This is a genomic window from Amycolatopsis sp. NPDC005003, from assembly GCF_053600695.1.
The window spans coordinates 41,716-67,060 of sequence record NZ_JBSGAI010000049.1 but is presented as its reverse complement, the minus strand read 5'-3'; the positions used below and the strand labels follow the sequence as shown (position 1 = coordinate 67,060).

The window sequence follows — 25,345 nt, the reverse complement described above, 5'->3', positions numbered from 1 at the left end:
TGAGTGGTAATTCGGGTTAGAACCCGAATTACCACTCACGACGGCGGGCCCCTCGGTCAGCCGATCGCCATCGCGAAGATGTGCATCGCCGCCGTGCCCATGTTCGCTCCGTCGCTGATGTCCGGCAGGGTCACGTACTGCACCGTCTTGCCCGGCTGCAGCGGGATCGGGGCGTAGTACAGGCTCACCCGCTGGTCCAGCCGCCCGTTGCTGTTGTTGAGGTACGGCAACGTCGTGAGGATGTCGCCGCCGGTGGCCGCGTTGGACCACCAGTCCGCGAAGCTCACCGAGTGGGACTCGGTCGTCCCGTCGGTGTAGGTCACCGTCGCCGTTCCGCTCGGGCTGCCGTAGTCACCCGCGCCGATCAGGCCCAGCGTGGTTCCGGAGCCCGAGATCGCGATCGTCTGCCCGCCCGCCGAGCTGCCCGCGACCACGTTGTCCGGCTCACCCGGCCGGGCGTCGGGCCAGGTGAACGTCAGCCCGTTGTGGGTGAACGTGGCGCCCGGCGTCAGGCTGGGTGTCGCCGCGGCCAGTGCCTGCGCGGAGAAGCTCGCGTTGCCGCCGTCGAAGTTGCCCGCGCCGGGGGTGGCGTCGTCGCTGATGCCCACGTTGTTGCGGGCCGCGGCCAGCGACGGGTACGGCGGGTGCGGCAGCAGCACGGTGGTCGCGTCCACCGAGGTGCCCCGTCCGTTGGCCGAGGTGAACGTGGCCTGCGCCGAGACGTCGAACTTGCCCGGCTGCGCCGAGGCCGGCACGCCGATCTCCCAGGTGGTGCTGACGGTCTGCCCGGCGGGCACGGTGGCGAAGGTGGACGGCGAAGTGGCCTTCGCGGTCCAGCCGGCGGGCACGCTGAGCGTCATCGCCACGTCACGCAACGGCCGGGCGCCCGCCGGGTTCGGCAGCGTCGTGGTGGCGGGGTAGGTCGTCCCCGCCTTCACCTGCGCCGGTGCGCTGAGCGTGAACGGCTGCTCGACCACCACCGGCGTGGTGCCGGTGACGCCGTCGACCGTGACGCTGATGGTCGCGACCCCGGGCGCCACCGTGGTCACCTGGCCGGTCCGGCTCACCTGGGCCACCCGCGGATCGCTGCTGTGGTAGCCGATCCGGGCCCGCGAGAGGTCGACGAACGACTGGTCGTCGTGCACGGCCTCGACGATGTGGTCGGCGGGCACGTGCTGCGCGGCCTGGGCGGTGTCGTCGGCGATCCACGGGTTCTTCGCGGTCAGGTCGATTTTCTGGCCCGGCGCGAAGACGACCTGGCCGGGCTGCACGGTCACGTACTTCGTCTTCGGCTTGAGGCCTCCGGTGACGGCCACCGCGGCGGTGCCGTCGAGGTGCGCGGAGTCGGCGCCCACGCCGAACCGGTACTGCCCGGGGTACACCACTTCGCGGCGCTTCCCCTCGTCCCAGAAGGACAGGTCACCGATCCGCACCGGGATGGCGATGTGCTGGGTCTTGCCCGGGGCCAGCACATCGGTCTTCTTGAAGCCGGCCAGCCGCTGGCGCGGCAGTTCCACGCCGGGCACGGTGAACGCCGTGGCCGCGTACAGCTGGGCGACGGTCGCGCCGGGGGTGGTGCCGGTGTTCGTCACGTCCACGTGCACCGTCACCTGCCCGTTCGCGTCGACGGACCGGGTGTCCGCGTGGACGCGGGAGTAGGTGAACTTCGAGTAGGAGAGGCCGTAGCCGAACGGGTACGCCGGCGTGCCGGTGAAGTACTGGTACGTGCGGCCGAGGCCGCCGGTCTGCGACGGCGTCAGCCCGTAGTTCTTCATGTCGGGCAGCTGCGAGTCGTCGGCGTACCAGGTGAAGTTCAGGTGCCCGCTCGGGTTCTGCTTGCCGAACAGCACGTCGGCCAGCGCGGTGCCCTGGCTTTCGCCGTTGTACGAGCTGAACACGATGCCCGGGATGCCTTCGGCGTGGCCGAGGGAAACGGCGCCGCCCGCCTGGACGGCCAGCGCGGTCCGCGGGTTGCCGGCCGCCTTGACCTGGTCGATCAGCGAGTCGTAGTTGCCGGGCATGGCGATGGTGGTGCGGTCCCGGCCCTCGGTGGCGACGTTCCCGTCGGTTCCCGCGAACACCACGACCAGGTCGGCCGTCTTGATCGCGGCGAGGGTCGCCGCCGAGCAGCTCGCCGCCGTGGTCGTGCCGGTGGAGGTGCCGCACGCGTCGAACGTGACCGTGGCGTCCGGGCGGGCGGCCTTGACCGCGGTCGTGATGCCCTGCACCGCGTTGACCTGCAGCGCGGGCTCGCCGGAGTAGCCGCCGAGGGTGACCTTGTTCGCGAGGTCGCCGACGACGACCACGCTGCCGAGCTTCGCCGGGTCGGCGGGCAGCAGCGGCGCCCGGGTGCCCGCGACCGGGTCGTTCTTCAGCAGCACCAGCGAGTTCGCGGCGACCTTCGCGGCCAGCGCCTGGTGCTCGGCGCTCTGGATGACGTCCTTGGTGATCTTCGTGTAGGCCACCCGGTCCGGCGGGTCGAACTCGCCGGTCTGCATGCGGATGGTGAACACGTGCACCAGCGCGGTGTCGAGCACGCCTTCGGACAGCACCCCGGCCTTGATGGCCTCCTCGATGTTGGCCACGGTGGCTTCGGTGCCGGTGCAGTTGAGCTGCGTGCCCGCGCGCAGGGCGTACGCCTGGCCGCCCGCGGCACCGGAAACCTTCTGGCCGGTGGCGGTGTTCGTCCACTGCGTCGCCGCGCCGGCGGTGCTGGTGGTCCAGCCCGGCGGCGCCCAGTTGTGGCTGCCCGGCGCGTAGACGTCGCCGACCGCGCCGCAGTCGGAAGTGATGTAGCCGTCGAAGCCGTAGGTGCGCTGGGCGATGGCGTTCGCCGTGTAGGTGTTCGCCGGCGCCGGCGTGCCGTTGATCGCGTTGTACGACGTCATCAGGCCGGACACGTGCGCGTCCTGGATCAGGTGCCGGAACTGCCGGGTGTAGTAGTCGCGGATGTTGGTTTCGGTGGTGTCCGAGGAGTCCGCGTGCCGGTCGTTCTCCACGTCGTTGAGCGCGTAGTGCTTGGCGGTGGCCGCGACCTTGAGGTACGGCGTCGTCGGCCGACCGGAGGCGGTCTGGCCCTGGTAGCCGTTGACGAACGCCCCGGCCATCTTCGCGACCAGGTACGGGTCTTCGCCGAACCCTTCGTCGGTGCGGCCCCACCGCGGGTCGCGGTCGAGGTTCACCGTCGGCGCCCAGTAGGTCAGGGAGCCGTAGTTGTTCTTGTCCGGGCCGATGTTGTTCTGCGCGACGCCCCACAGCGACTTGTCCAGCATGCCGCGGGCCTCGTCGGAGATCGCCGTGGTCTCCTGGTGGATCAGGTCCGGGTCCCAGGACATCGTGCTCGCGAGGTTGGTCGGGAAGCTGGTGGCGTGCACCCCGCCGGTCGCCGGGCCGTCGTCGGTGTTCGCGCCGAGCGTGTTGAGGCCGTGCTGGCCCTCGCTCCAGTAGGTGTACTGCTGCACGCCGAGCCGCGGGATGGCCGGCGCGCTGTTGGTGCGCAGCTGCAGCACCTTCTCGGGCAAGGTCATGCGCGCGACGAGGTCGGCGGCCCGTTCGGCGAAGCTGTAGTGCGTGTCGCGGTAGACCGGCAGCGTGGCCGGCCCGTCGGGGGCCGCCGACGCGGCGGGCACGAGCGTGGCCGCGGTGATCGTGACGGCGAGCAGGGGAGCGGCGGTCAGCCGTACCCGCCGCCGGCCGGTGAAGCGCAAGGACATCGGATCTCCGTCGCAGAAGTCGATGGGCTGGGTGCTCCGGCCGAGCCAGGGGACTGGCGCGCCGCCGGCCGAGGGGAACCGCCGGTTCGCAGGCTGGTCCGTGACCATCGTTCGCAAGGGATCCGGTTCTGGCAAGCAATTCACCGCCGCGCCGGCGTCGTCGCTGGCCGGAGCCCGGCGGCGGCTGAAAGTTTCACCCCGGCGGCCGCACCGGGCGGCGCGGTGACGCCGGTTCGGCATCGGCCGGCCGGGCGCCGTGCGGCGGGACCTCGCCGGGCAGGAGGCGGCCGGCCTCGGCGCCCCAGAGCCTGCCGACCAGCGGCCGGTACTCCGACAGCGGCAGCTTGCTGTCGAGCCGGAAGAGGATGGCCGACCGCCGCTGCCACCACCGGCGGACCCACCCGGCAGGCTGGGTCACCAGCAGGGCGTCGTGCTGGCTCGGCGGCCAGGGCGTATCGAAGTCGGTGGGGCCGGAAGATCGAAGGCCCGCACCGGCATCGGCTGATACGCCACGCACCGGCCACTCGCGACCTGAGGCTGGTAACTGAGACGTAACTCACTACGGTCCCATTGGAAATGAAGCGGCCGACAATCGACAGCCATGACCGCGCGGATAGGACCGGTTCAAGCAGATCCCTACCCCTGGCCTTACGACACGGAGGTGCCGATCGACCGGGTCGCCCTGCTGTGCATCGACTGGCAGACCGACTTCTGCGGACCCGGTGGCTACGTCGAGCGGATGGGCTACGACCTCGAACTCACCAGAGCCGGCCTGCCCGGCACGCAGAAACTCCTTGCCCACGCCCGGGATCTGGGCATGTTGGTGATTCACACCCGGGAGGGTCACCTGCCGGACCTGACCGACCTGCCGCCCAACAAGCGCTGGCGTTCGGCCCGGATCGGCGCGGAGATCGGCAGCGCGGGGCCGGCCGGGCGCATCCTGGTCCGCGGCGAACCGGGCTGGGAGATCGTCGACGAGGTCTCGCCGGTGCCCGGCGAGGTCGTGATCGACAAGCCGGGCAAGGGCGCGTTCTACGCCACCAACCTCGATCTGGTGTTGCGCGCCAACGGGATCAGCCACCTGATCCTGACCGGCATCACGACCGACGTGTGCGTGCACACCACGATGCGCGAGGCCAACGACCGCGGCCTGGAATGCCTGATCCTGTCCGACTGCACCGGCGCGACCGACCCGGGCAACCACGCGGCCGCGCTGAAGATGGTGACCATGCAGGGCGGCGTGTTCGGGGCCGTGGCCACTTCGGACGCCGTGATCGGGGCGACCAGAACCGACGACTGATCGAAGACGAAAGGGCCCGACAGCCGATGAGCACTCCCCTCGAGGTCGACGCCGACCCCACATCGTTCCTGTTCGAGCCGACCACGACCGCGCTCCTGGTGATCGACATGCAGCGCGATTTCGTCGAACCGGGCGGGTTCGGCGAAACGCTCGGCAACGACGTGAGCCGGTTGCGCGGGGTCATCGCCCCGCTCCAGCGAACCCTCGCCGCGACGCGCGCCGCCGGCGTGATGGTGATCCACACCCGCGAGGGCCATCTGCCGGACCTGTCCGACTGCCCGCCGGCCAAACTCGAGCGCGGCCGCCCGTCGATGCGCATCGGCGATCTCGGGCCGAACGGCCGCATCCTCGTCCGCGGTGAACACGGCCACGGCATCATCGACGAGCTCGCGCCCGTCGACGGCGAACCGGTGATCGACAAGCCGGGCAAGGGTGCGTTCTACGACACCGAGCTCGCCGCGATGCTGTCCGCGGCGGGCATCACCTCCCTGGTGGTGACCGGCGTGACCACCGAGGTCTGCGTGCACACCACCGTCCGCGAGGCCAACGACCGCGGCTACGAATGCCTGGTGCTGTCGGACTGCGTCGGTTCGTACTTCCCCGAGTTCCAGGCCGCCGGTCTGGCCATGATCTCCGCGCAGGGCGGCATCTTCGGCTGGGTCGCTCCGTCGTCCGCCTACCTCGCCGCGATTTCCGTTCTCGCCACCCCGGCCCGTTGAGCTCGCGGAAAGGTTCCGGTCATGTCCATCTTCACGCGCACCCGCCGCTCCGATTCCGATGTCGAACTGCCGTTGTGGGTCGGCGGTGACCTCAACGCGTTCTTCGGGCTCGGCTTCAACGTCCTGGTGAACGTCCTGGTGCTCTCCGGATTGTGCCTGGGCGTCGCGAAGATCCCGTCGGGCGACGTGTACGGCGTGATCCTGCCGGCCCTGGGCATCCAGCTGCTGATCGGCAACGTCTACTACGCCTGGCTCGGCAGACGACTGGCCCACAAGGAGAACCGCACCGACGTCACCGCCATGCCCTACGGGCCCAGCGTGCCGCACATGTTCATCGTGACGTTCGTGATCATGCTGCCGGTGTACCTGCGCACGAACGACCCGATCAGGGCGTGGCAGGCGGGCCTCGCGTGGTCGTTCATCATCGGGCTGATCGTGCTGGCCGGCGCGTTCGTCGGCCCCTACATCCGGCGGTTCACGCCGCAGGCGGCGATGCTGGGTACGCTCGCCGGCATCTCGATCGCCTTCATTTCCATGCGTCCGGCCGGCCAGATGTGGGCGGCCGCGTGGATCGCGCTGCCGGTGTTCGCGTTGCTGCTCATCGGTTTCTTCGCCGGGGTGAAGCTGCCGTTCGGCATCCCGATCGGGCTGGCCGCGCTGGTGGTGGGCACCGGCATCGGCTGGATCGGCGGCTACATGCACCCGGCGGACGTCTCCGCGGCCGCGCACGACATCGTGACCGGCCTGCCGTCGTTCCGGTTCGACCTGCTGGGGCACGGCCTGTCCGAGATCGGCCCGCTGCTGGCCACCGCGATCCCGTTGGGCATCTACAACTTCACCGAGGGCATGACCAATGTGGAGAGTGCTGCGGCCGCGGGCGACAACTTCAACCTGCGCAGCGTGCTGCTGGCCGACGGCATCGGCGCGATCGTCGGTTCGGCGCTCGGCTCGCCGTTCCCGCCCGCGGTCTACATCGGACACCCGGGGTGGAAGGAGGTCGGCGGCCGCACGGCGTACTCGATGCTGACCGGCGTCGTCATCGCGCTCATGTGCTTCGGCGGCCTGTTCGGCCTGCTCAGCGCGCTCCTGCCGGTGCCGGCGATCGTGCCGATCCTGCTGTACATCGGCCTGCTGATCGGCGCGCAGGCCTTCCGGGTCGTCCCGCGGCCGCACGCGGTCGCGGTGGTCATGGCCATCATCCCCAACGTCGCGGCGTGGGCGACCGGCCAGATGGACAACGTGCTGTCGGCGGCGGGCACCAGCGCGGCCAAGGTCGGTGAACCCGCCCTGGAGAGCGCGGGCGTGGTCTACCAGGGCCTGCACCTGCTCGGCGACGGCGCCATCCTGGCCGGACTGGTGCTCGGCGCGATCACCGCGTTCCTCATCGACAAGAAGTTCTGGTGGGCCGCCGGGTACGCGGCGGCCGGCGCGGTGCTGTCGTTCGTCGGGCTGATCCACGCCGATCAGGTCGGCTGGAACGCGGGTGGCGGCCAGGTCGCGGTGGGCTACCTGTTCTTCGCCGTGGTCTGTGCGGTGTTCGCGGTGTTCCACCGCGATCCGGCGGCCGGCACCGAGCCGCAACCAGCCGTCACGGACCTGATCGACGCGAAGCCCGCGGCATCCGCCTCATGAACACCGCCGACCGGATCGCCGAGCTCGGGACCACCGGCCCCGTTGTCGACGATCCGGCTGTGCGCGCCGAGGTGTCGGCGGCGTTCGAACGCTACGAAGCCGCGCTGTCGGCCGGCGACCACGCCGTGCTGAACGAGTCGTTCTGGGCCAGCCCGGCCACCGTCCGGTTCGGCATCGCCGATCACCAGCAGGGCATCGACGAGCTGCGCGCGTGGCGCGCCACCCAGGGACCGCTCGACGGCCGGGCCACGCAGAACACCCTGATCACCACCTTCGGCACCGACACCGCCGTGGTGACCACCCTGTTCAGCTACCCTGGCCGGCCGGTCGTGGGCCGGCAGAGCCAAACGTGGGTGCGGATGCCGGCCGGCTGGCGAATCGTCAGCGCACACGTCTCGGAGATCAGCGCCGAGACCGGCTAGTGGCAGGGAGCCGGCTGCCGGATCGGGAGGTGCTGTTTCGTTCACCGGCGGCGGTGGATCGTCATCGAGTGGCCCACCTCGTCGACCGTGGTGCTCGTGCGGAGCAGGAAGCCCAGGCGGTCGTCCGCCTTGGCGATCGCCGAATCCGACACCACCAGCAGGCCGCGGACCTCGTCCGCGGGTACGGTGAGCGGGTCCGCCGCTTCGATGCCGTAGAACGACGGGACCCCGCTGCCCTTGTAGACCAGCCACACCCGCTCACCCGGGTAGCGCTGCTTCAGAACCTGGGCCAGCCGGCCGAGGTCCTGGCCCCAGTCGACGTTCGAGTCGTGCAGCTGCCGGTGGGTCCGCGCCGGGCCGCCGAACGCCTCGTTGGAGTACGGCAGGTAGTAGGGGAACGTGCGCAGGGAGCTGACCGCGGTGAAGGCGGCCAGGGCCACCACGGCGACCGGCACCCACCGGCGCCGGACGGCGACCACCCCGGCCGCCGCCACGGCCAGGAACATCGGCACGAACAGCGCGTACCGGACGCCGAGGTCACGGCTGCCGGTCATCGCCGAGGCCAGCAACACGGCCGCGGGAACGAGCACGTACGGCACCGCCGGACGCAGCCGGGGCACCGCCACCATCGCGACGATCCCGGCCGCCCAGAGCGCCAGCGTGCCCAGCGGGGTCTTCACCAGCAACGCGGCCGGGAGGTAGTACCACAGCGCACCGACGTGGAGCCCGCCGAACAGGAACGTGGTCCACACCTGGTCTTCGAAGCCGAACTGGACGCGCATCCCGTCGAGGTACGGCCGCGGCAGCGGCAGCAGATCGGCGAGCGACCGCAGGCCTTCGAGCGGCGGCAGCCCCGGCGGCGGCGCCCACCGCAGCCGCGGATCGACGACCAGGTAGCAGGCCCACACCACGGCGACCGCGATCAGCGCGACGCCGAGTGCCGCCGCGGCGCCGATCCCGAGGCGCCGCAGCGTCCTCTGTGGACCATGCCGGACCGAGAGCACGACCAGCAGCAGCACCACCGGAACCGCGGCCAGTGCACTCATCTTCGTGGCCACCGCCGCGCCCAGCGCCAGGCCCGCCAACGGGAGGAAAAGAACCGGACGCCGCCGGGCGCGCCACAGCAGCCACGCCGACGTCACCAGGAAACCGGCCATCGGCACGTCGAGGGTGGCCAGCGAGCCGTGCGCGATCAGGTCGGGGGAAAGCGCATACAGCACCAGTGCCACCACGCCGCCGGCCGGGCCGGCCAGATCGCGGGCGAAGGCGAAGACGACCAGCCCGAACAGCAGCGTCAGCACGATCACCGGCAGCCGGGCCAGCAGCATCAGCCGGCCCGGGTCGTGGCCCGACTCGTAGAGCACGTAGCGGCCGAGCTGCGTCTGGTCACCGGCGAAACCGGCGTCGACGTGCACGTCCGCGAAGGCGAGCCCGGTGGCGATGAGCAGCTTGCCCAGTGGCGGGTGCTCCGGGTTGTACCGCAGGCTCCCGTGTTCCAGGGAATAGACCGCCGCACCCACGTAGACCGGCTCGTCGATGGTCGGGGTCTGCTCGACGGCCGTCGTGATCATCGCGATCGCCATCTCGGCGAGCAGCGCGAACACGGCGAAGGCGAGCAGCCACTTCCGCCACCGGCCGGGAGGACGCGCGCCGGCCTGCGGCGGCACGTCCTCCCGGATCGCTTCGATGATCACCTCGTCAAAGACGTCCGGCGACCGGAATGGTTGAGTCCGCCGGACCTACCCCTTCCCGGCCAGCAGGAACGCGTCGATGATCGTCTGCTCCACCTTGCTGCCCGCCTGACCCGTCGCGGTCGCCTTCAGCGACACCGTCGTCGCGCCGCCGGGGTGCACGAGGAGCGCACCCTGATCCGTGAAGGGCACCGCGTGCCAGGTCGCGCCCCGGTCGTGGGAAACGCTCAGCGCGGTCAGCTTGCCGGTGCCGCCGGCGTTGTCGTCCACGGTGATCGGGACGTACGTCGGGAGCCGGGCCGGGACCCGGTTCCGGGCGTCGACCGCCGGTGCGTACCGGACGGCGAGCAACGGCAGGGACGCCGCTGTCGTGCCGGGCACCGTGCCCGACGTGAACGTCCAGTCCGCCACGATCTTCGACGACACGGCGTTGTCCCGCGTCGCGTCGGCGTGCAGGACGTACTCGCCGATTTCCGGTGGTACCACGAAGGTGCCCTGCCCGGCGGTGGCCGAAGCGCCGATCTCCTTGCCGTCGCGGGACAAGGTGGTGTGCGCGGCGGCGACCGGAGTGCCGTCGGCGATCCGGCCGGCGTGCTGGTCGGTGAACATCGGCACGGACACGCCGATAGTGTCGCCCTGCCGGAGTGCGCGGCTGCGCGGCCCGGCGGGGAACGCGGGACCGAACACGGCGGCGTTCCAGCGTTCCAGCACCGGGCGGCCGAGCCGGTAGCTGCGCGGCGCGGCGTCCAGCAGCAGGTTGACCCCGTCTTCGGAGAACAGCGGGTACCACTCCTCGCCGGGGGAGTAGAACTCGTCCAGCCCGTACGGGAGCGGGCGCGTGATCATGCCTTCCCGCGTGCCGGTCGAGCCGGGCTTGGTGACCGCCGCTTCCGTCCGCACCCGGGCCAGGTCCCGGTCCCGCACGGCGACCACCGGCCTGGCCGGAATCGAGCCGCGGAAGTGGGTCCGCACGTTGTACAGGTAGCCGCTGCCGCCGAACCCGCCCGCGTTGTCGGGCTCCGCCGCCTGCGCCTCGACGCCGAGGTCGAAACTGCTCGCCGACGTCGTCGACGGCCGGACGCGGAAGTCCGTGAAATCCGGGATGTACATCCACGACGTGATGCGCCCCCAGCTCGCGTCCCGCTCGAACCCGTAGGCGGCCCGGCCGATCTTCGCCGACGGCCGGTCGGCGAACCGGACGTCGGCACCGGCGGCGGTCCGCGCGTCGACGGTCAGCCGGGCCGGTCCGGTCACGACGAACTCGGGCTCGACGGCGAAGACGTACCGCCGGTCGTCGGTCCAGGTGGTGGCCTGGAAGTAGAACCGCCCCTTCGGCACCCGGGCAATGAGCCTGTCGCCGCCGAAGTCGCGAGGGCGATCGAGATCGGTGAAGCCGTAGGAGAAGTTCTCCGTCGGGTTCCCCTGGTCGTCCAGGAAGGTCAGCTTGACGTCGTAGCTTTCCGCTTCGCGGGTGACCGCGATCGGCGTGCGCACGTCACCGGCGAGCACCACGCCCTGGTAGCCGCCGTCCGGGGCGGCCACCCGGGTGTCCGCCGTGACCGTCGCCCGCGCGGTGCCGCCCGCGGGGATCGTCAGCGAGGCGGGCGTGACGGTGAACATGCCGGCCGGAGCGGCCACACCGTCCGGGCCACGCACGTCGGTGGTGAGGTTCACCGTGACCGCTGCGGTGCCCGCGTTGCGGTAGGTCATCGTGGTGACCAGCGGCCGGTCGTCGTCGTGCGGCCACTGCGCGGTGCCGAGGCTGACGCTGGCCGGGCTCGCCACCAGCGGCTGGGTCACCGCTTTCGCGACGTCCACCCGGCCCGCACCCTGCTCGAAGACCGACGTCCCCGGCGCGGCCTTGGCGCTCCCCATCAGGGCGGCCTTCAGCTCGGGTGCCCTCCAGTCCGGGTGCTGCTGGGCGAGGATCGCCGCCGCGCCCGCCACGTGCGGGGCCGCCATCGACGTGCCGGACATCCGCACGTGGTACTCGTCGACCGACGGCTCGCTGGTCCCCAGCACGCTGTCGTGCGCCTTCGCGGCCGCGATGCCGACACCGGGTGCGGTGAGGTCCGGCTTGATCGCCCCGTCGCCGGAGCGAGGGCCGCGGTTGGAGAACGGGGCGAGCCTGTCGTCCCGATCCACGGCACCGACGGTCAGGGCGGCGGTCGCCGCGCCGGGGCTGGACACCTGCCAGCCGTCGTTGCCGGAAGCGGCGACGAACAACGTGCCGGTCTGCTCGGTGAGCCGGTCGACAGCCTGTGACAGCGGGTCCGCGCCGTCGCTCGGGAACCGGGTCCCCAGGCTCAGGTTCACCACCTTGGCGCCGCCGCCCGCGGCCCACTCCATCCCGGCGATGATGGCCGACTGCAGGCCGGAGCCGTCGTCGCCGAGCACCTTCCCGTTGAGCAGCCGGACGCCCGGGGCGACCCCGCGGTACTTCGCGTCGCGGCCCGTGACGATGGACGCGACGTGCGTGCCGTGCCCGAAGCGGTCGGCGGTGCCGGTGGCGCTGCCGGAGAAGTCCTTCGCGTCGGCGACCACACCGGTCAGGTCCGGGTTCGTGGTGTCGACGCCGCTGTCGAGCACGGCGACGGTGACGCCGTCGCCGGTCAGGCCGGCCTGCCACGCGGCGGGCGCGCCGATCTGCGGCACGCTGCGGTCCAGGGTGCCCCGGACCGGGCTGTCCAGCCAGATCCGCGGCGCGGCGGCCTTCAGCGCCGGTGCCAGCAGGTTGGTCCCCTTGGCCGCGCGCACCGCGGTCGCGCCGAGGCTCTTCAGTTCCCGCACCGCCTGCAGGCCGCTCGCGCGGGCCGCGGTCGCGCCGGTGCCGACGATCAGCGGGAGGTCGGCGCGGGCCTGGTCGTCGTAGCCGTACGCGACCAGCCGGGTGACGTCGAACAGCTGCGGATCGAGCTGCCCGGAACGGACGCCGGGCAGCGCGTCGTACGGCGTGACGTGCACGTCCCCGGTCACGTCCGTGCGTTGCTCGAACGCCACCTTCGCCCGGCCCGCGCCGGGCTGGACGGAGACCACGCGGGACCCGGCGAGCACCACCCGGTCGCCGGTCACGAGCGTGACCGTGCGGGTGGCGGCGGGACCCGGTGCCGCGGCCCGCGCCTCGGCCGCGGTGCCGATGCCGCTCGTCGCCAGCGCCGCGGCGAGGACCGCGGCGACAGGATGTCTCCAGCTCAAAGCAAACCTCCCAGTCGGATGCCTACGCGGTACACAGTGCCGAGATCGACTTCGGCGTTGCACGAAACTTTCAACGTTTCGGCCAGGACGGGCGGTGTCGGTCCGAAAGTCGATCGAAACTTTTTGCGTGGTGCTCCGGCGGCGTGTTGTCCTGCTGACACGGGGGAACTTTCACGAAGGAGACCACGGAATGGCGGAAAGTTCGTCGGACCTGCGCCGCAGGCGCTGGTGGCGCTCGACCACCACTCGAGTGCTGGCGGGAGTGGCGACCGTGGCCGCGACCGCAACCGTGCTGGTGACGGCACCGGGCGCGGACGCCGCGGCGAGCACGCTGGGTGCCGCGGCCGCGCAGTCCGGCCGGTATTTCGGCACGGCGATCGCCGGCAGCCGGCTGAGCAACTCGGCCTACACCACCATCGCGGCACGCGAGTTCAACATGGTGACGGCCGAAAACGAAATGAAGCCGGACGCGACCGAGCCCAACCAGAACCAGTTCAACTTCTCGGCCGGCGACCAGATCTACAACTGGGCGGTCAGCCACGGCTCGAAGGTCCGCGGGCACACCCTCGCCTGGCACGCCCAGCAACCGGGCTGGATGCAGAACATGGGCGGCAGCAACCTCCGCAACGCGATGATCAACCACATCCAGAAGGTGATGGCCCACTACCAGGGCAAACTCGCGTACTGGGACGTCGTCAACGAGGCCTTCAACGAAGACGGCAGCCGCCGGTCGTCGAACCTGCAGAGCACCGGCAACGACTGGATCGAGGTCGCGTTCCGGACCGCCCGCGCGGCCGACCCGTCGACCAAGCTCTGCTACAACGACTACAACATCGACAACTGGAGCTACGGCAAGACCCAGGGCGTCTACCGCATGGTCCAGGACTTCAAGTCCCGCGGTGTGCCGATCGACTGCGTCGGTCTGCAGGCCCACTTCACCGGCGGCAGTTCGGTCCCGGGCAACTTCCAGCAGACGATCTCCAGCTTCGCGGCGCTCGGCGTCGACGTGGCGCTCACCGAGGTCGACGTCACGAACTCGAACACCTCGCAGTACTCGGCGCTGACCCAGGCGTGCATCAACGTCGCGCGCTGCGTCGGCATCACCGTGTGGGGCGTGCGGGACAGCGATTCGTGGCGGTCCAACGAGAGCCCGCTGCTGTTCGACGGCAACGGCAACAAGAAGGCCGCCTACAACTCGGTGCTGAACGCCCTCAACGCCGCCGGCCCCGGCCCGACCACGACCCCCACGACCACCCCGACGGACACCACGACCCCGACGACGACCCCGACCACCACGACCACGACACCGGGCGGAGGCAGTTGCACCGCAACGCTTTCGGCGGGCCAATCGTGGGGTGACCGGTACAACCTCAACGTCTCGGTCAGCGGCTCGTCTTCGTGGACGGTCACGATGAACGTGCCCAGCCCGGCCCGGATCAGCGCCACCTGGAACATCAACGCCAGCTGGCCCAGCAGCCAGGTGCTGATCGCCAAACCCAACGGCAGCGGCAACAACTGGGGCGTCACCATCATGGCGAACGGGAACTGGAACTGGCCCGGCGTCAGCTGCAGCGCCTCCTGAACCGGCGTGGGTGACCCGTCCGCGGAGCCGGAGCTCCGCGGACGGGTCATTCGCGGCGCAGGTGGTCGTGGGCCATCAGGGCCAGGCGGCAGCACAGCTGGTGGCGGTCGTCTTCCAGGGACGCCCCGGTGAGCTGCTCCAGCTTGCGCAGCCGGTTGAGCACGGTGTTGCGGTGGCAGTACAGGAGCTCGCCCGCGCGGCTTGGGGAGCGGTCCGCGCGGAACCAGGCCCGCAGCGTGTCCAGGAGCACCCGGCGCTCCTCGTCCTCGAGGTCCAGGACGCGGCCGAGGGTCTTCGCCGTCAGCCGCTGGGCCAGCCGCGGGGTGGCGGCGACCAGCGCTTCGGGCAGCCGGTCGTCGAGCACGGCCAGGCCCGGCACCTCGGGCGGCTGGGTCTGCAGCGCGGTTTCCGCCAGCTGGTAGGCGATGCCGATCTCGGCCAGGCCGTCGACCTCGCCGGACAGGCCCGCGCGGTGGTGCAGGTGGGGGGCCAGCAGGCCGGCGAGCCGGTCGGCGGTGAGCCCGCCCAGCTCGACCAGCCACACCACCCGGTCGCGGTACGGCGCCACGACCACGCGCACCCCGAGCGCCGCCAGCTCGGGCACCGGCTCCAGGTCCTCGGCCGTCAGATCGCAGACGACGAGGACCACGACGTACCGGCCGTGCCCGGGCAGGCCCAGGCCGGCCTCGGCGTCGGCGGCCACGGCCGGGTCGGCGCCCCGGCCCTCGACGAGCACCCGGACCAGCTGCTCCCGGCGCCGGCTCGCCCGCGCCTGCAGCTGGATCTCCCGCGACCGGTACCCCTCGACCATCGCCGTCGAGACGCGGTCGGTCGCCTGCCACAACACCATGACGCTGTCGACGAACTCGGTCAGTTCGGCCGGTGACCGGCGACGGGCCACGGCCAGCAGCATCTCCCACAGCAGCTCGGTGCCCAGCCGGAACAGGTGCAGCACCGCTTCCAGGGGGACGCCCTGTTCGGCGCGGCGGCGGCCGGTGGCCAGCGGTGCCGCGAGCCAGTCGGCCCGCGTGCCGAACCCCTCGGTCATCAGGACCAGCGCACTGCGGGCGTTGTCCATGAACGACTGCCGCATGTCCGCGGGCGCCACCCGGTCCCCGCGCGCGTAGAACGCCTTCTCCTCGACAGCGCCCCGCTCGGTCAGCCGGTCGGCGAACGACGGCAGTTCGGTGAGGACGACGGCGGCCACCTCGCGGATGACCCTCCTGGATGCGTGCGGCTGCCCCGGCATCCGCCGACCATAGCCCCGCGGGCTGGGCCGGTGCCGCGAACTCGTTGTGCGCGGCGCACAGCGGGCCCGGATCCGGGGCAAACCGTCAGCTGTCGGTCAGCGGCCGTTGCCAGCCTCCTGCCGTAGCCCCGAATCCGCCGTGGGAGGTAACCCGTGAGCCCTGCCGACGAGGTGACCGCGGACGAGAGCGTGGTGCTCGCCGTGGTGGCCGACAGCGACGACGCGGACCCGGCCCGCCTGGTCCGGCGGCTCCGCAGGCAGCTGCCGCGCTCGGGCCGGTCCCGCAAGCTGGACCGAGGCCGCCTGCGCGAGCTGATCACCGCGAGCCGGCCGTGAGGCTCGCGGTGACCGGCGCGACCGGTTTCGTCGGCGGCGCGGTCTGCCGGGCGGCCGCGGCGGCCGGCTGGCGGGTGACGGCGTTCGGCAGGCGTCCCACGGCGGACCCCCGGCACCTCGGCGGGGCGGCGTACCGGTCGTGGGACATCGGGGCGGCCAAGCTCGCCGACCCGCCCGACGTCGACGCGGTGGTGCACTGCGCGGCGTCCGCGACCGGCACCGGCGTGGCCCGCGACGTGTGGCGGACCACCCTGCTCGGCACCCACCACGTGCTGGCGTCGTTCCCGGACTGCCGTCTCGTCCACGTCAGCAGCGGCAGCGTGTACGACCCGTTCCGGCCGACCGTGCGCGCGAAGGAGCACGAGGCTCCCGTGGACCGCTACCTCGACGCCTACGCGGCCGCCAAGGCCGCGGCCGAACAGCTCGTGCTGGCCATCGCCCGCGATCCGGTCGTCCTGCGGCCCCACGCGGTCTACGGCGCCGGGGACACGACCCTGCTGCCGAGGCTGCTGGAAAACGTCCGGTGCGGCCGGTTGCTGGTGCCCGGCACCGGCAGGGCGCTGGTCAGCATGACCGATGTGGACGGTCTGGCCCGCGCCTGCCTGCTCGCCGCCACGGCCGAACCGGGGTGGCCGGCCGTGTTCAACATCGCCGACCGGGCCCCGGTGACGATCGACTGGGCCCTGCGCGGCCTGCTGGCCTCCGCGGGCGTGCGGGTGCGGCCGGCCTACCTGCCGGCCCGCGTGCTGTCCCCGCTGGCCCGGGTGTTCCCGGGCGGGCGGCTGAACCGGTACGTGATCAGCCAGTTCGCGGTGGAACGCACGCTGGACATCTCCGCGGCGATCGACCGGCTCGGCTACGAGCCGGCCCCGACCGCGTTCCCCGCGGGGTGAGTGTGGTGGGTGCGGCGCGGGGGTTTCGCCGCACCCACCACGGGACCGCGGTCAGCGGACGTGGCCGCCGCCGGCGGTCCGGATCGGGAGGTGCACCACCGGGACCCGCTGCCCGCATGGGCCCACGAAGTGTCCGTGGCGCCGGTGCTCACCGCGCCGGCGCCACGGCCGCCGGGCGCACCGCCACGTCGAGGTACACCCCTTCGAAGGTGTCCAAAGTGGAATCGAGGTCGTGCGCGGCGATCAGCTCGAGGCTGGCCCGGCCCATCGCCGCCCGGGCCGGCTCGTCGGCCAGGACGGCGGTCAGCCGCCCGGCCAGTTCCGCGACGTCGCCGGGCGGGTAGAGCCAGCCGTTGTGCCCGGGCCGCACCAGGTGGGGCAGCGCCATCGCGTCCGCGGCCACGACCGGCTTGCCCGCGGCCATCGCCTCCATCGTCACCAGGCTCTGCAGCTCGGCGGTGCCCGGCATGCAGAACACCGCGCACCGCCGGTAGGCCCGGACCAGGTCCGCGTCCGGGACGAACCCGTGGAAGGTCACCCGGTCGGCGATGCCCAGCCGGGCGGCCAGCGCCTCCAGCCGGGCGCGCTCGCTGCCGTCCCCGACGAGCTCGACGTGCACGTCCGGCGGCAGCAGGGCGGCGGCCGCCAGCAGTTCGCGGACGTTCTTCTCCGCGTCCAGCCGGCCGACGAACAACACGCGCGGCGCGCCGGTGGCGCCGGCCGGTGGCCCGGCGTAGTGCGCTCGATCGACCCCGCAGGAGATCGCCAGCACCGGCCGGTGCAGGCCGTTGCGTTCGAGCAGCCCGGCCGCCCGGGGCGTCGGGGTGGTGCACACGGTCGCCCGGTCGAAGACCCGGACGAGGTCGCGCCACGCCAGCCGGGCCAGCGGCCGGTGGGTCCAGCGCGGCAGCGGGCCGTAGCCCAGCAGGTTCTCCGGCATGAAGTGGTTGGTGGCGACCACGGGGACGCCGGCCGCGGTGGCGGCGCGGACCGCGCGGCGGCCGACGAGGAAGTGCGCCTGGGTGTGCACGACGTCGGGCTCGATCCCGGCGAGCAGCGCCGGCACGGCCTTGGCCGTGCGCCACGGCGGGCAGATCCGGAACGTCGGGTGGAACGGCGTGCGCACCGAACCGAGCCGGTGGACCGTCACGCCGGCCAGCGTCTCGGTGAACGTCTCGCCCCTGGGCGACGGGCAGAGGACGTGGACGTCGTGCCCGCGCGCGGCCAGCCCGGAGGCCAGCCGGTGGGCGAAGTTGGCCGCGCCGTTCACGTCGGGCGGGTAGGTGTCCGCGGTGATCGCGACGCGCAGCGGGCCGTCGCGCCGCGTCCGGCGTGCGGGCGCGGCGGGCGCCGGCAGTGCTCGGGTGAGCAGCACGAGCCCGGCCACCGCGATCGACCCCGGCACGGCCAGCCCGGCGAGCTGTCCCGGCGTCAGCTCGCCGTAGGCGAAGACGCCGATGAGGACCGCGCTGAGCGGGTCGACGACGGTGGTCGCGCCGGCCACGACCGGGGCCGCCCCGCTCGCGTAGGCCTGGTGCAGCAGCCACGCGCCGGCGAGGGTCGCGGCCACGGCCTCGGCGACCACCGCGACGGCCGGGCCGCCGGCGAGCGGCGCGACGGCCGCGGCCCGGATCAGCGCCGAGGTGAATCCGAACAGGACCGCCGTGCCGAGTGCGGACAGCAGGGCCCGGGCCCGGCCGCGGGCGCACCGGGCCGCCACGGCCGGCCCGGCCGCGGCGAGCAGCGCCCACTGCGCGGTCCCGAGGTCGGGGGCCGGCAGGTCGGCGTTCGTCGCGCCGGCGGCCAGCGCGACGAAACCGGCCAGCCCGGCGACGCTCATCGCCAGCGCGGCGACGACGGTCCGGGTGAGCGGGGTCCGCGCGAGCAGCACCGTGAGCACCAGGGTCAGCACCCCGATCGGCTGCACCACGGCCAGCGGGGCCATGGTGAGCGCGAGGACGTGCAGCGCGGCGCCCAGCCCGGCGAGCCCGATCCCGGCGTACCAGCCGGGGGCGCGCAGGACGGCCCGGATCCCGGACAGCCGCAGCGCCGGACCCGGGTCCGCACCGCGGACGGCCCGGTGCTGCAAGTGGACGGTGCCGGCGAAGCAGCACGCGCCGGCGGCGGCGAGGCCGATGGCCAGGATCAGCATGATTTCCTCCCGGAACGCAGGACGGCGAGGGCCGGCTCGCCGAGCAGGACGAGGTAGACGACGAACACGAGCCGTTCGGTGAGCCCTTGGAACAGCGGGCCGTCGACGCCGTGCGAGGGTGCGAGGAGCACCGGCAGCTGGCTCAGCAGGAAGACCGTGAGGGCGGCCCACGCCCAATCGGTGTGCCGCCGCAGCCGGCCGGCGAGGCGCCGGTGCGCCGGGTGGCCCGCGGCGCCGCGGGCGAGGAGCCCGGCCGCGGCCGGCAGGCTGACGAACAGCACCAGGCCCGCGTAGCGGTGCACCTCGGCGGAGAACGTCATCGGCGCGCCGGTCGGGATGGTGGGGAAGACCGTGCACACGGTCAGGCCGGCACCCCAGCAGGCGGCCAGCGCGACGACGGCCCGCGGCACCGGCACCCCGGCCCGGCTCAGCCCGGCCAGCAGGAACCCGGTGCCCGCCGCCAGGGACAGCACGCAGACGGCGAACCCGGCGCCGTCGGACAGGGCGTAGTCGCTGATCACCTGCCGCACCGGATCGACCTCGGCGGCCCGGGTGAGGTGCAGCAGGAGTGCGGTGGCCACGGACAGGCCGAAGCACGCGATCGCGGCGGCGGCCCACGGACCGCCGGCGCGGCCTTGCCGCGGTGCGGCGGGAGCGGGACGGATCGTTTCGACGGAGGACACGACTCGAACTTCGTGCTCCTGGATGAAGGAACCTTAAGAACCACCGCCGAGGTGATTAAGAAACGCGCTCCGGCGGCGGCTGCGCGCGCCGCGCTGGGTGCTGCCGGAGGTGGTGGTCGCGAGGTGCGCCTTGGCGGCTGCTGCGGGCGTGGGTGATTGCTGGTGGCGCGCGAGGTGGCTAAGAACCGCGCGCCGGTGGATGCTGTCGCTGGATGTGGCGGTCAAGAGGCGTGCTCGGACCGCCGCCGCGCTCGGTGGGTGCTGCTGCCGCAGGTGGCGGTCAAGGGGCGCGCTCCGGCGGCTGCTGCGCGTGGGTGCTTTTGTCTTGCCACACGAGGTGGCTAAGAACCGCGCTCCGACGGCAGCCGCACCCGCAGCTCCGCACCTCCGCCCGGGGCCGCCCCGGCCACCACCGTTCCCGCGTGCGTCCCGACGATCTGGGCCACGATGGCCAGCCCGAGGCCGGAGCCGGGCATCGAGCGCGCCGCGGTGGCGCGGTAGAAGCGCTCGAAGACCTTCGGCCGGTCCTGTTCGTCGATCCCCGGCCCTTCGTCGGCGACGGTCAGCTCGGCGTGTCCGTCCGATGTGGACAAACTCACCCGCACCGTGCCGCCGGGCGGGCTCCACTTCGCGGCGTTGTCGAGCAGGTTCAGCACCACGCGGGACAGCCCGCCCGGCTGGCCGGTCAGGCTCGCGGGCGTGGCCGAGACCTCGAAGACCACCTGCGGCCACCGCGCGCGGGCGCGGATGACCGCACCGTGGACCACGTCGGCCAGATCGAGCGGGCCCGACGGCTCCGGGTCGGTGTTCTCCGCGGCCAGTTCGACCAGTTCGGTGGTGAGGGTGGTCAGCTCCTCGGCCTGGATGCCGAGATCCCGCAGCAGCCGGGCCCGGTCGTCCGGGGCGAGGGAGCGGCCGGAGCCGGCCTGCTGCTCGGCGTAGGTGAGCAGTTCGACGTTGGTGCGCAGGCTGGTCAGCGGCGTCCGCAGCTCGTGCCCGGCGTCCTGGACGAGCTGCTGCTGGGCGGCCTTCGACGCGGCGAGCGCGGTCAGCAGGTGGTTGACCGCGGTGGCGAGCCGGGCGATCTCGTCGTGCCCGGCCACCGGGATCGAGCCGTCCAGGTCCTGCGTCTCGGCCACCTCCTCGACGGCCCCGGTGAGCCGGTGGACCGGGCGCAGGCCCGTCCGCGCGACACCCCAGCCGACCAGGCCCGCGAGGGCGGCACCGGCCAGCCCGATCCAGGTGAGCAGGGTCCGGAGATCGTCGAGCGTCCCTTCGATGCCGATGACGCGGCTGGCGACCTGGATCGCGCCGCCGGGCCGGGGCGCGGTGTGCACGCGGTAGACCGTGTGGTCCCCCGGCCCGGCGTCGGCGACCTCCTGGCCGGTCCCGCGCTCCGCGATGCGGACGGCGGCGGGGGCGGGTTCCGGCCCCAGCCACCCGGCTCCCGCCGTGGCGGCCACCGGGCGCCCGTGGCCGTCGAGGAACCGGACGACGAAGGGCGGCGGCGTGCCGGCGACGACGATCAGCCGCCGGATCTCGGGTGGCGCGTCGTCGTCCGCCCAGCTGTCCGGCAGGTCGTCGTCCACCGCCCAGTTGCCCGGCAGCTCGTCGGCGCTGTGCAGGGTGCTCAGCGCTGCCTCGGGCGTCGCCGCCTGCGCGGCTCGGGCCGTGTCGGTGCGCATCCGCAGATCCAGGTTTTCGTACATCCGGGCGTGCATCAGCCACCAGCCCGCCAGCGACACGACGACGACGGCGAGCGCGACGCCGAGCGTGGAGAGGATCGCGACCCGCGCGCGCAGGGTGAGCCGGCGCCGGCCCAGGCCGCGCAGCAGCCTCACAGCGGGTCCTCGCGCAGGACGTAGCCGACGCCGCGGACGGTGTGCAGCAGCCGCCCGCCGCCGCCGGCCTCCAGTTTCCTGCGCAGATAGCCGAGGTAGACGTCGAGGCTGTTGGAACTGCTGCCGAAGTCGAACCCCCAGACGTGTTCGAACAGGACGGACCGGGTCAGCACCTGCCGCGGGTGGCGCAGGAAGAGCTCGAGGATGGCGAACTCGGTGCGGGTCAGCCGCACCGGGCGTCCGGCGCGCACGACCTCCCGCGTGGCCGGGTTGAGCGCGAGGTCGGCGAAGCGGAGATCGGCGGGGGATTCGGGGACGGCTTCGTACCGCGCGCGCCGCAGCAGGGCCCGCACCCGCGCGAGCAGCTCCTGGAGGGAGAAGGGCTTGGCGAGGTAGTCGTCGGCGCCGGCGTCGAGGCCGGCCACCCGCGCGGTGACGTCACCGCGGGCGGTGAGCATCAGCACGGGCACGAGGTTCCCGGCCGCCCGCAGCCGGCGGCAGGTTTCCAGGCCGTCGAGCACCGGCATGGTGACGTCGAGGATGACCCCGTCGGGCTCCCGCTCCCGGATGACGTCGAGGGCGGCCCGGCCGTCCTTGGCGATCTCGACGGCGTAGCCCTCGAACCGCAGGGTGCGCGACAGGGAGTCGCACACGGCGTCCTCGTCGTCGGCGATCACGATCAGCACCCTGCCGATTGTCCGATGCGGGCGGAGCGGCGGCCAGGGGCGGCGTTAAGAAACGGCTAAGAAGCCCGGCGACGCACACGACGGTCGCGGCGGTGATCAGCGCAAGCCCTCGGCAGTCAGGTCGCCGCGCCGGGTTCCCGCGCACGCACCGGCATCACGGCCGGGCGGACCCGGTGGCGGGCGCGTCCCCCGACGACGCACCCGCCACCGGTGAGTGCGGGATCCGCGGGACGGTCCCGGCGGAGGGCGCGACCCCCAACGACGCGCCCGCCACCGGGCGGCCCCGGCATTCCCCCTCTTCCACCGTGGCCCTAGGGTTCCGGACGCCGTCCTCGTTTCGTCCTCGCGCCGGCCTCCGCCGCTTCACCTGCGCGTTCCGAAGCCGGGCGGCCTTGACGACCAGGGGGTTGCGATGAGGTTCCGGATTCTCGGGACGCTCGAAGTGCAGGCGTACGGGAGCCGGGTGGCCTTGGCGAGCCCGCGGCAGCAGCGCGCGCTCGCCGTCCTGTTGCTCAACCCCAATACCGTCGTCCCGGTGGAGCGCATGATCGACGCGCTCTGGGAGGACGAGCCGCCGGCGACCGCGGTGAAGCAGGTGCGCAACTGCGTTTCCGCGCTGCGGGGCCGGCTCGGCGAGGCCGGCGGGGTGATCGTCACCGACGGGCCCGGGTACCGCCTGCAGACCGATGCCGACGAACTCGACTCGCTTCGCTTCCGCCGGCACGTCACCGCCGCGCGGGCGCTCGCCGGGCAGGCCAAACTCGCCGACGCCGTCGACGAAATCCGCGCCGCGCTCGCCCTGTGGCGCGGCCCGGCGCTCGACGGGTTGCGGACCACCACGCTCGCCGGCCGGGCCGCGCTGCTCGACGGACAACGCGCGGACGCCGTCGAACTCTGTGCCGAATGGCGGCTGCGGCTCGGCGAAACGGCGGAAGTCGTGCGCGAGCTGACCGAGTTCTGCGGCGAGCACCCGACGCGCGAGCTGTCCCACCTGCTCCTGATGCGGGCCCTCGCCAAGGAAGGCCGGTACGCCGAAGCCTCGACGGTGTTCCACGGCCTGCGCCGCCGGCTGGCCGACGAACTCGGCGTCGATCCGAACCCCGACCTGCGGCGGCTCCACGAGCAGGTCCTCGCCGAGGCCGCGCCCGGCGCCGAGGACGCCGAGCCGGAAGTCCCGCCGCACCACCGGTTCGACCGGGCGGTCACCGAGCTGGCCGAAGCCGTCACGTGGCAGTGGCGCGCCGAGGCCGAGCTGCGGTCGCTGCACCGGCCCCAGCCGATCCTCCTCCGCTGGTCGGTGGCCGCGCGCGCCGGAAAGCCCGCGCGGCGGGGCGATCTCGACGACATCGCGGAGACGTTCACCGCGTTGCCGGTGCGGCAGCTGGTCGTGCTCGGCGAGCCCGGGTCCGGCAAGTCCGTGCTCGCCCTGATGCTGACGCTCGAACTGCTACGCACCCGCACCCCGGACGCGCCGGTCCCGGTCCTGCTGTCGCTGGCGTCGTGGGACCCGCGGCGGGAGCACCTCGACCGGTGGCTGGCGGCCCGGCTCGCCGACGACCACCCGGCCCTGCTCAACGCCCGCGAGTACGGGGCCGGCGCCCCGACCCGGCTCGTCCTCGGCGGCCACGTCGTCCCGGTCCTCGACGGCCTCGACGAGATGCCTGCCGACCTGCGCGTCGCCGCGCTCGACGCGCTGGACCAGACCATGGGTGCCGGGCGCTCGCTGGTGCTGACCTGCCGCTCGGCCGAGTACGAGCAGGTGACGCGGGAATCCGGCACGGTGCTGGCGGCCGCCACCGTGGTGCGGCTCGAACCGGTCGACCGCCGGGAGGCGGTCACCTACCTGTCCGCGCGCCACGGCGAAGAGCGCTGGCTGCCGGTCGCCGACCGGCTGCGGCGCGATCCGGACTCGGCGCTGGCCCGGGTGCTGCGGACGCCGCTGATGGTCGACCTGGCGCGGATCGGCTACGACCGTCCCCCGGCCGATCCCGCGGAGCTGCTCGCCGCCGAAGACGCCGGAACCCTCGAAGGGCGGCTGCTGGACTCGTTCGTCCCCAACGCCTACGCGCAGGTGCCGCAGCCGCCGGGGCGGAACCCGAAGACGAGCCCGTCCGGGCACTACACGGCGGAGCAGGCGACCCGCTGGCTCGGTTTCCTGGCCCGGCACCTCGAACGGGCGCGCAGCCGCGACCTGGCCTGGTGGCAGCTGTACCGCGCGGTGCCCGCCGGCACCCGGTCGGGACTGACGGGCGCGCTGATCGCGCTGTTCTTCATCGTCACCGGCTGGGTCGACGACGGCCCGGCGCTGGCGGCGATCTACGGCTTGTCGTTCGGCGGCGCCGCCTACCTGACCCACCGGTTCGGCCGTCCACCGGAGCCGCTGCGCACGGAGCTGCGCTTCGCCGGCGCGGCCCGGAAGTTCGCCGTCCGCTTCGCCATCGGTGCCGCGGTGGGTGCGCTGCTCGGCCTGGGCTGGTCGCTGGCGGCGGGCCTGGTCGTCTTCCTGGCGCTGGTGTTCGGCGTGGTGTTCGCGGTGCACGTGTGGCTGGCGAAACCGGTCGACGCCAGCCGCGTGTCGAGCCCGCGGACGATCCTGCGCAACGAACGGACCGGGGCGATCGCGTTGTCGGTGTCGTTCATGGTGTCACTGGGCCTGTTCGACGGGATGGCCTTCGCGTTCACGGCCCAGACGCGGTTCCTCCCGGTGCTGGGCGGCCGCTACGACCTGGCGCTGGCCATCGCCGGGGGCGTGGCGGGCGCGTCGTTCGGGTTCTTCATGGGCCGTGGCGTGGCGGCGGTGTGCTACGGCGTGGCGGGTGCGCTGGCGGGCGGCCAGGTGTTCCCGGCGGCGACGAACCCGGTGGCCCCGATCGTGGTGGGCGTGTGCTTCGGGGCGGGGATCGGGCTGGCGGTGCTGGTGACCCGGGCGTGGGGCAACTACTTCGTCCACCACCTGTGGCTGGCGGCGACGGGCCGCCTCCCGTGGCGCCTGATGCACTTCCTCGACGACGCCCACCGGCGAGGGGTGCTGCGGCAGGCCGGGGGCGTGTACCAGTTCCGCCACGCCCGAGTGCAGGAGAGGTTGGCCGCCGGCGCCGACCAGACGAGTAATGCGTAGGTTCGGTTGGCGAACCATCCTGTTCACCTCCGAAGCGCGATGGCTGCGGTTGCTCGGCTGTTCCCGCTCGGGTGCTTCGTCGTTGCGAACCGGCGGCCGGGAGCGCAAGGCGACCAGCGGCGCAAGCCCACCG

General features: G+C 72.9%; 17 protein-coding genes. 8 read left to right on the top strand and 9 right to left on the bottom strand.

The genetic code is table 11. The features are described from left to right. Window positions 1–56 precede the first annotated feature (56 nt). Both ACWED2_RS39795 and ACWED2_RS39790 read right to left on the bottom strand, forming a co-directional pair. On the bottom strand, window positions 57–3,713 hold the full coding sequence (locus ACWED2_RS39795) for a glycoside hydrolase family 3 C-terminal domain-containing protein (RefSeq protein ID WP_449695685.1): 3,657 nt from the start codon (window positions 3,711–3,713) through the stop codon (window positions 57–59). Between the two features lie 193 nt (window positions 3,714–3,906). Then, window positions 3,907–4,131, bottom strand: a complete 225-nt coding sequence (locus ACWED2_RS39790; RefSeq protein ID WP_449695684.1) for a hypothetical protein — start codon at window positions 4,129–4,131, stop codon at window positions 3,907–3,909. A 183-nt stretch (window positions 4,132–4,314) separates the two neighbouring features. Here ACWED2_RS39790 and biuH point away from each other — a divergent pair, with 183 nt between their 5' ends. Genes biuH through hpxZ form a run of 4 tightly spaced genes read left to right on the top strand, consistent with a single transcriptional unit; the run spans window position 4,315 to window position 7,786 of the window. Further along, window positions 4,315–5,013 carry a biuret amidohydrolase gene (biuH, locus tag ACWED2_RS39785; RefSeq protein ID WP_449695683.1) on the top strand — a complete coding sequence of 233 codons (699 nt, stop codon included), beginning with the start codon at window positions 4,315–4,317 and terminating at the stop codon, window positions 5,011–5,013. A 26-nt stretch (window positions 5,014–5,039) separates the two neighbouring features. Beyond that, window positions 5,040–5,732 carry a cysteine hydrolase family protein gene (locus tag ACWED2_RS39780; RefSeq protein WP_449695682.1) on the top strand — a complete coding sequence of 231 codons (693 nt, stop codon included), beginning with the start codon at window positions 5,040–5,042 and terminating at the stop codon, window positions 5,730–5,732. Between the two features lie 21 nt (window positions 5,733–5,753). Then, the gene (locus ACWED2_RS39775) at window positions 5,754–7,364 is read left to right on the top strand and encodes a regulator (protein WP_449695681.1); all 1,611 of its coding nucleotides are present in this window, start codon (window positions 5,754–5,756) and stop codon (window positions 7,362–7,364) included. Further along, window positions 7,361–7,786, top strand: a complete 426-nt coding sequence (gene hpxZ / locus ACWED2_RS39770) for an oxalurate catabolism protein HpxZ (protein WP_449695680.1) — start codon at window positions 7,361–7,363, stop codon at window positions 7,784–7,786. The genes ACWED2_RS39775 and hpxZ overlap by 4 nt, the downstream gene beginning before the upstream one ends. A gap of 41 nt (window positions 7,787–7,827) precedes the next feature. On the opposite strand, the gene ACWED2_RS39765 is transcribed toward hpxZ, so the two are convergent. After that, complete coding sequence (locus ACWED2_RS39765) at window positions 7,828–9,480, bottom strand: ArnT family glycosyltransferase (RefSeq protein WP_449695679.1); 1,653 nt, start codon at window positions 9,478–9,480, stop codon at window positions 7,828–7,830. Between the two features lie 45 nt (window positions 9,481–9,525). Then, window positions 9,526–12,672, bottom strand: coding sequence for a S8 family serine peptidase (locus ACWED2_RS39760; protein ID WP_449695678.1), 3,147 nt, complete (start codon window positions 12,670–12,672; stop codon window positions 9,526–9,528). A 190-nt stretch (window positions 12,673–12,862) separates the two neighbouring features. Here ACWED2_RS39760 and ACWED2_RS39755 point away from each other — a divergent pair, with 190 nt between their 5' ends. Next, window positions 12,863–14,254: an endo-1,4-beta-xylanase gene (locus tag ACWED2_RS39755; protein WP_449695677.1), complete on the top strand. Its 1,392-nt coding sequence runs from the start codon at window positions 12,863–12,865 to the stop codon at window positions 14,252–14,254. 46 nt (window positions 14,255–14,300) lie between these two features. On the opposite strand, the gene ACWED2_RS39750 is transcribed toward ACWED2_RS39755, so the two are convergent. Beyond that, a complete protein-coding gene (locus tag ACWED2_RS39750; protein ID WP_449695676.1) occupies window positions 14,301–15,503 on the bottom strand; it encodes a PucR family transcriptional regulator in 1,203 nt (400 codons plus the stop codon). 153 nt (window positions 15,504–15,656) lie between these two features. Here ACWED2_RS39750 and ACWED2_RS39745 point away from each other — a divergent pair, with 153 nt between their 5' ends. Together ACWED2_RS39745 and ACWED2_RS39740 are read left to right on the top strand one after the other, a co-directional pair. Further along, window positions 15,657–15,839 carry a hypothetical protein gene (locus tag ACWED2_RS39745; protein ID WP_449695675.1) on the top strand — a complete coding sequence of 61 codons (183 nt, stop codon included), beginning with the start codon at window positions 15,657–15,659 and terminating at the stop codon, window positions 15,837–15,839. Next, the gene (locus ACWED2_RS39740) at window positions 15,836–16,732 is read left to right on the top strand and encodes an NAD-dependent epimerase/dehydratase family protein (protein WP_449695674.1); all 897 of its coding nucleotides are present in this window, start codon (window positions 15,836–15,838) and stop codon (window positions 16,730–16,732) included. Before ACWED2_RS39745 ends, ACWED2_RS39740 begins: the two co-directional genes overlap by 4 nt. Window positions 16,733–16,880: 148 nt before the next feature. Here ACWED2_RS39740 and ACWED2_RS39735 read toward each other — a convergent pair whose 3' ends face one another. The 4 genes from ACWED2_RS39735 to ACWED2_RS39720 form a co-directional block, all read right to left on the bottom strand. Beyond that, window positions 16,881–18,884 carry a glycosyltransferase gene (locus tag ACWED2_RS39735; protein ID WP_449695673.1) on the bottom strand — a complete coding sequence of 668 codons (2,004 nt, stop codon included), beginning with the start codon at window positions 18,882–18,884 and terminating at the stop codon, window positions 16,881–16,883. Continuing rightward, window positions 18,878–19,567, bottom strand: a complete 690-nt coding sequence (locus tag ACWED2_RS39730; protein ID WP_449695672.1) for a DUF998 domain-containing protein — start codon at window positions 19,565–19,567, stop codon at window positions 18,878–18,880. The genes ACWED2_RS39735 and ACWED2_RS39730 overlap by 7 nt, the downstream gene beginning before the upstream one ends. 341 nt (window positions 19,568–19,908) lie before the next feature. Further along, window positions 19,909–21,408 carry a sensor histidine kinase gene (locus ACWED2_RS39725; RefSeq protein ID WP_449695671.1) on the bottom strand — a complete coding sequence of 500 codons (1,500 nt, stop codon included), beginning with the start codon at window positions 21,406–21,408 and terminating at the stop codon, window positions 19,909–19,911. Next, complete coding sequence (locus ACWED2_RS39720; protein WP_449695670.1) at window positions 21,405–22,094, bottom strand: response regulator transcription factor; 690 nt, start codon at window positions 22,092–22,094, stop codon at window positions 21,405–21,407. Before ACWED2_RS39720 ends, ACWED2_RS39725 begins: the two co-directional genes overlap by 4 nt. 412 nt (window positions 22,095–22,506) lie before the next feature. Here ACWED2_RS39720 and ACWED2_RS39715 point away from each other — a divergent pair, with 412 nt between their 5' ends. Then, the gene (locus ACWED2_RS39715) at window positions 22,507–25,212 is read left to right on the top strand and encodes a BTAD domain-containing putative transcriptional regulator (protein WP_449695669.1); all 2,706 of its coding nucleotides are present in this window, start codon (window positions 22,507–22,509) and stop codon (window positions 25,210–25,212) included. Window positions 25,213–25,345: the final 133 nt, after the last annotated feature.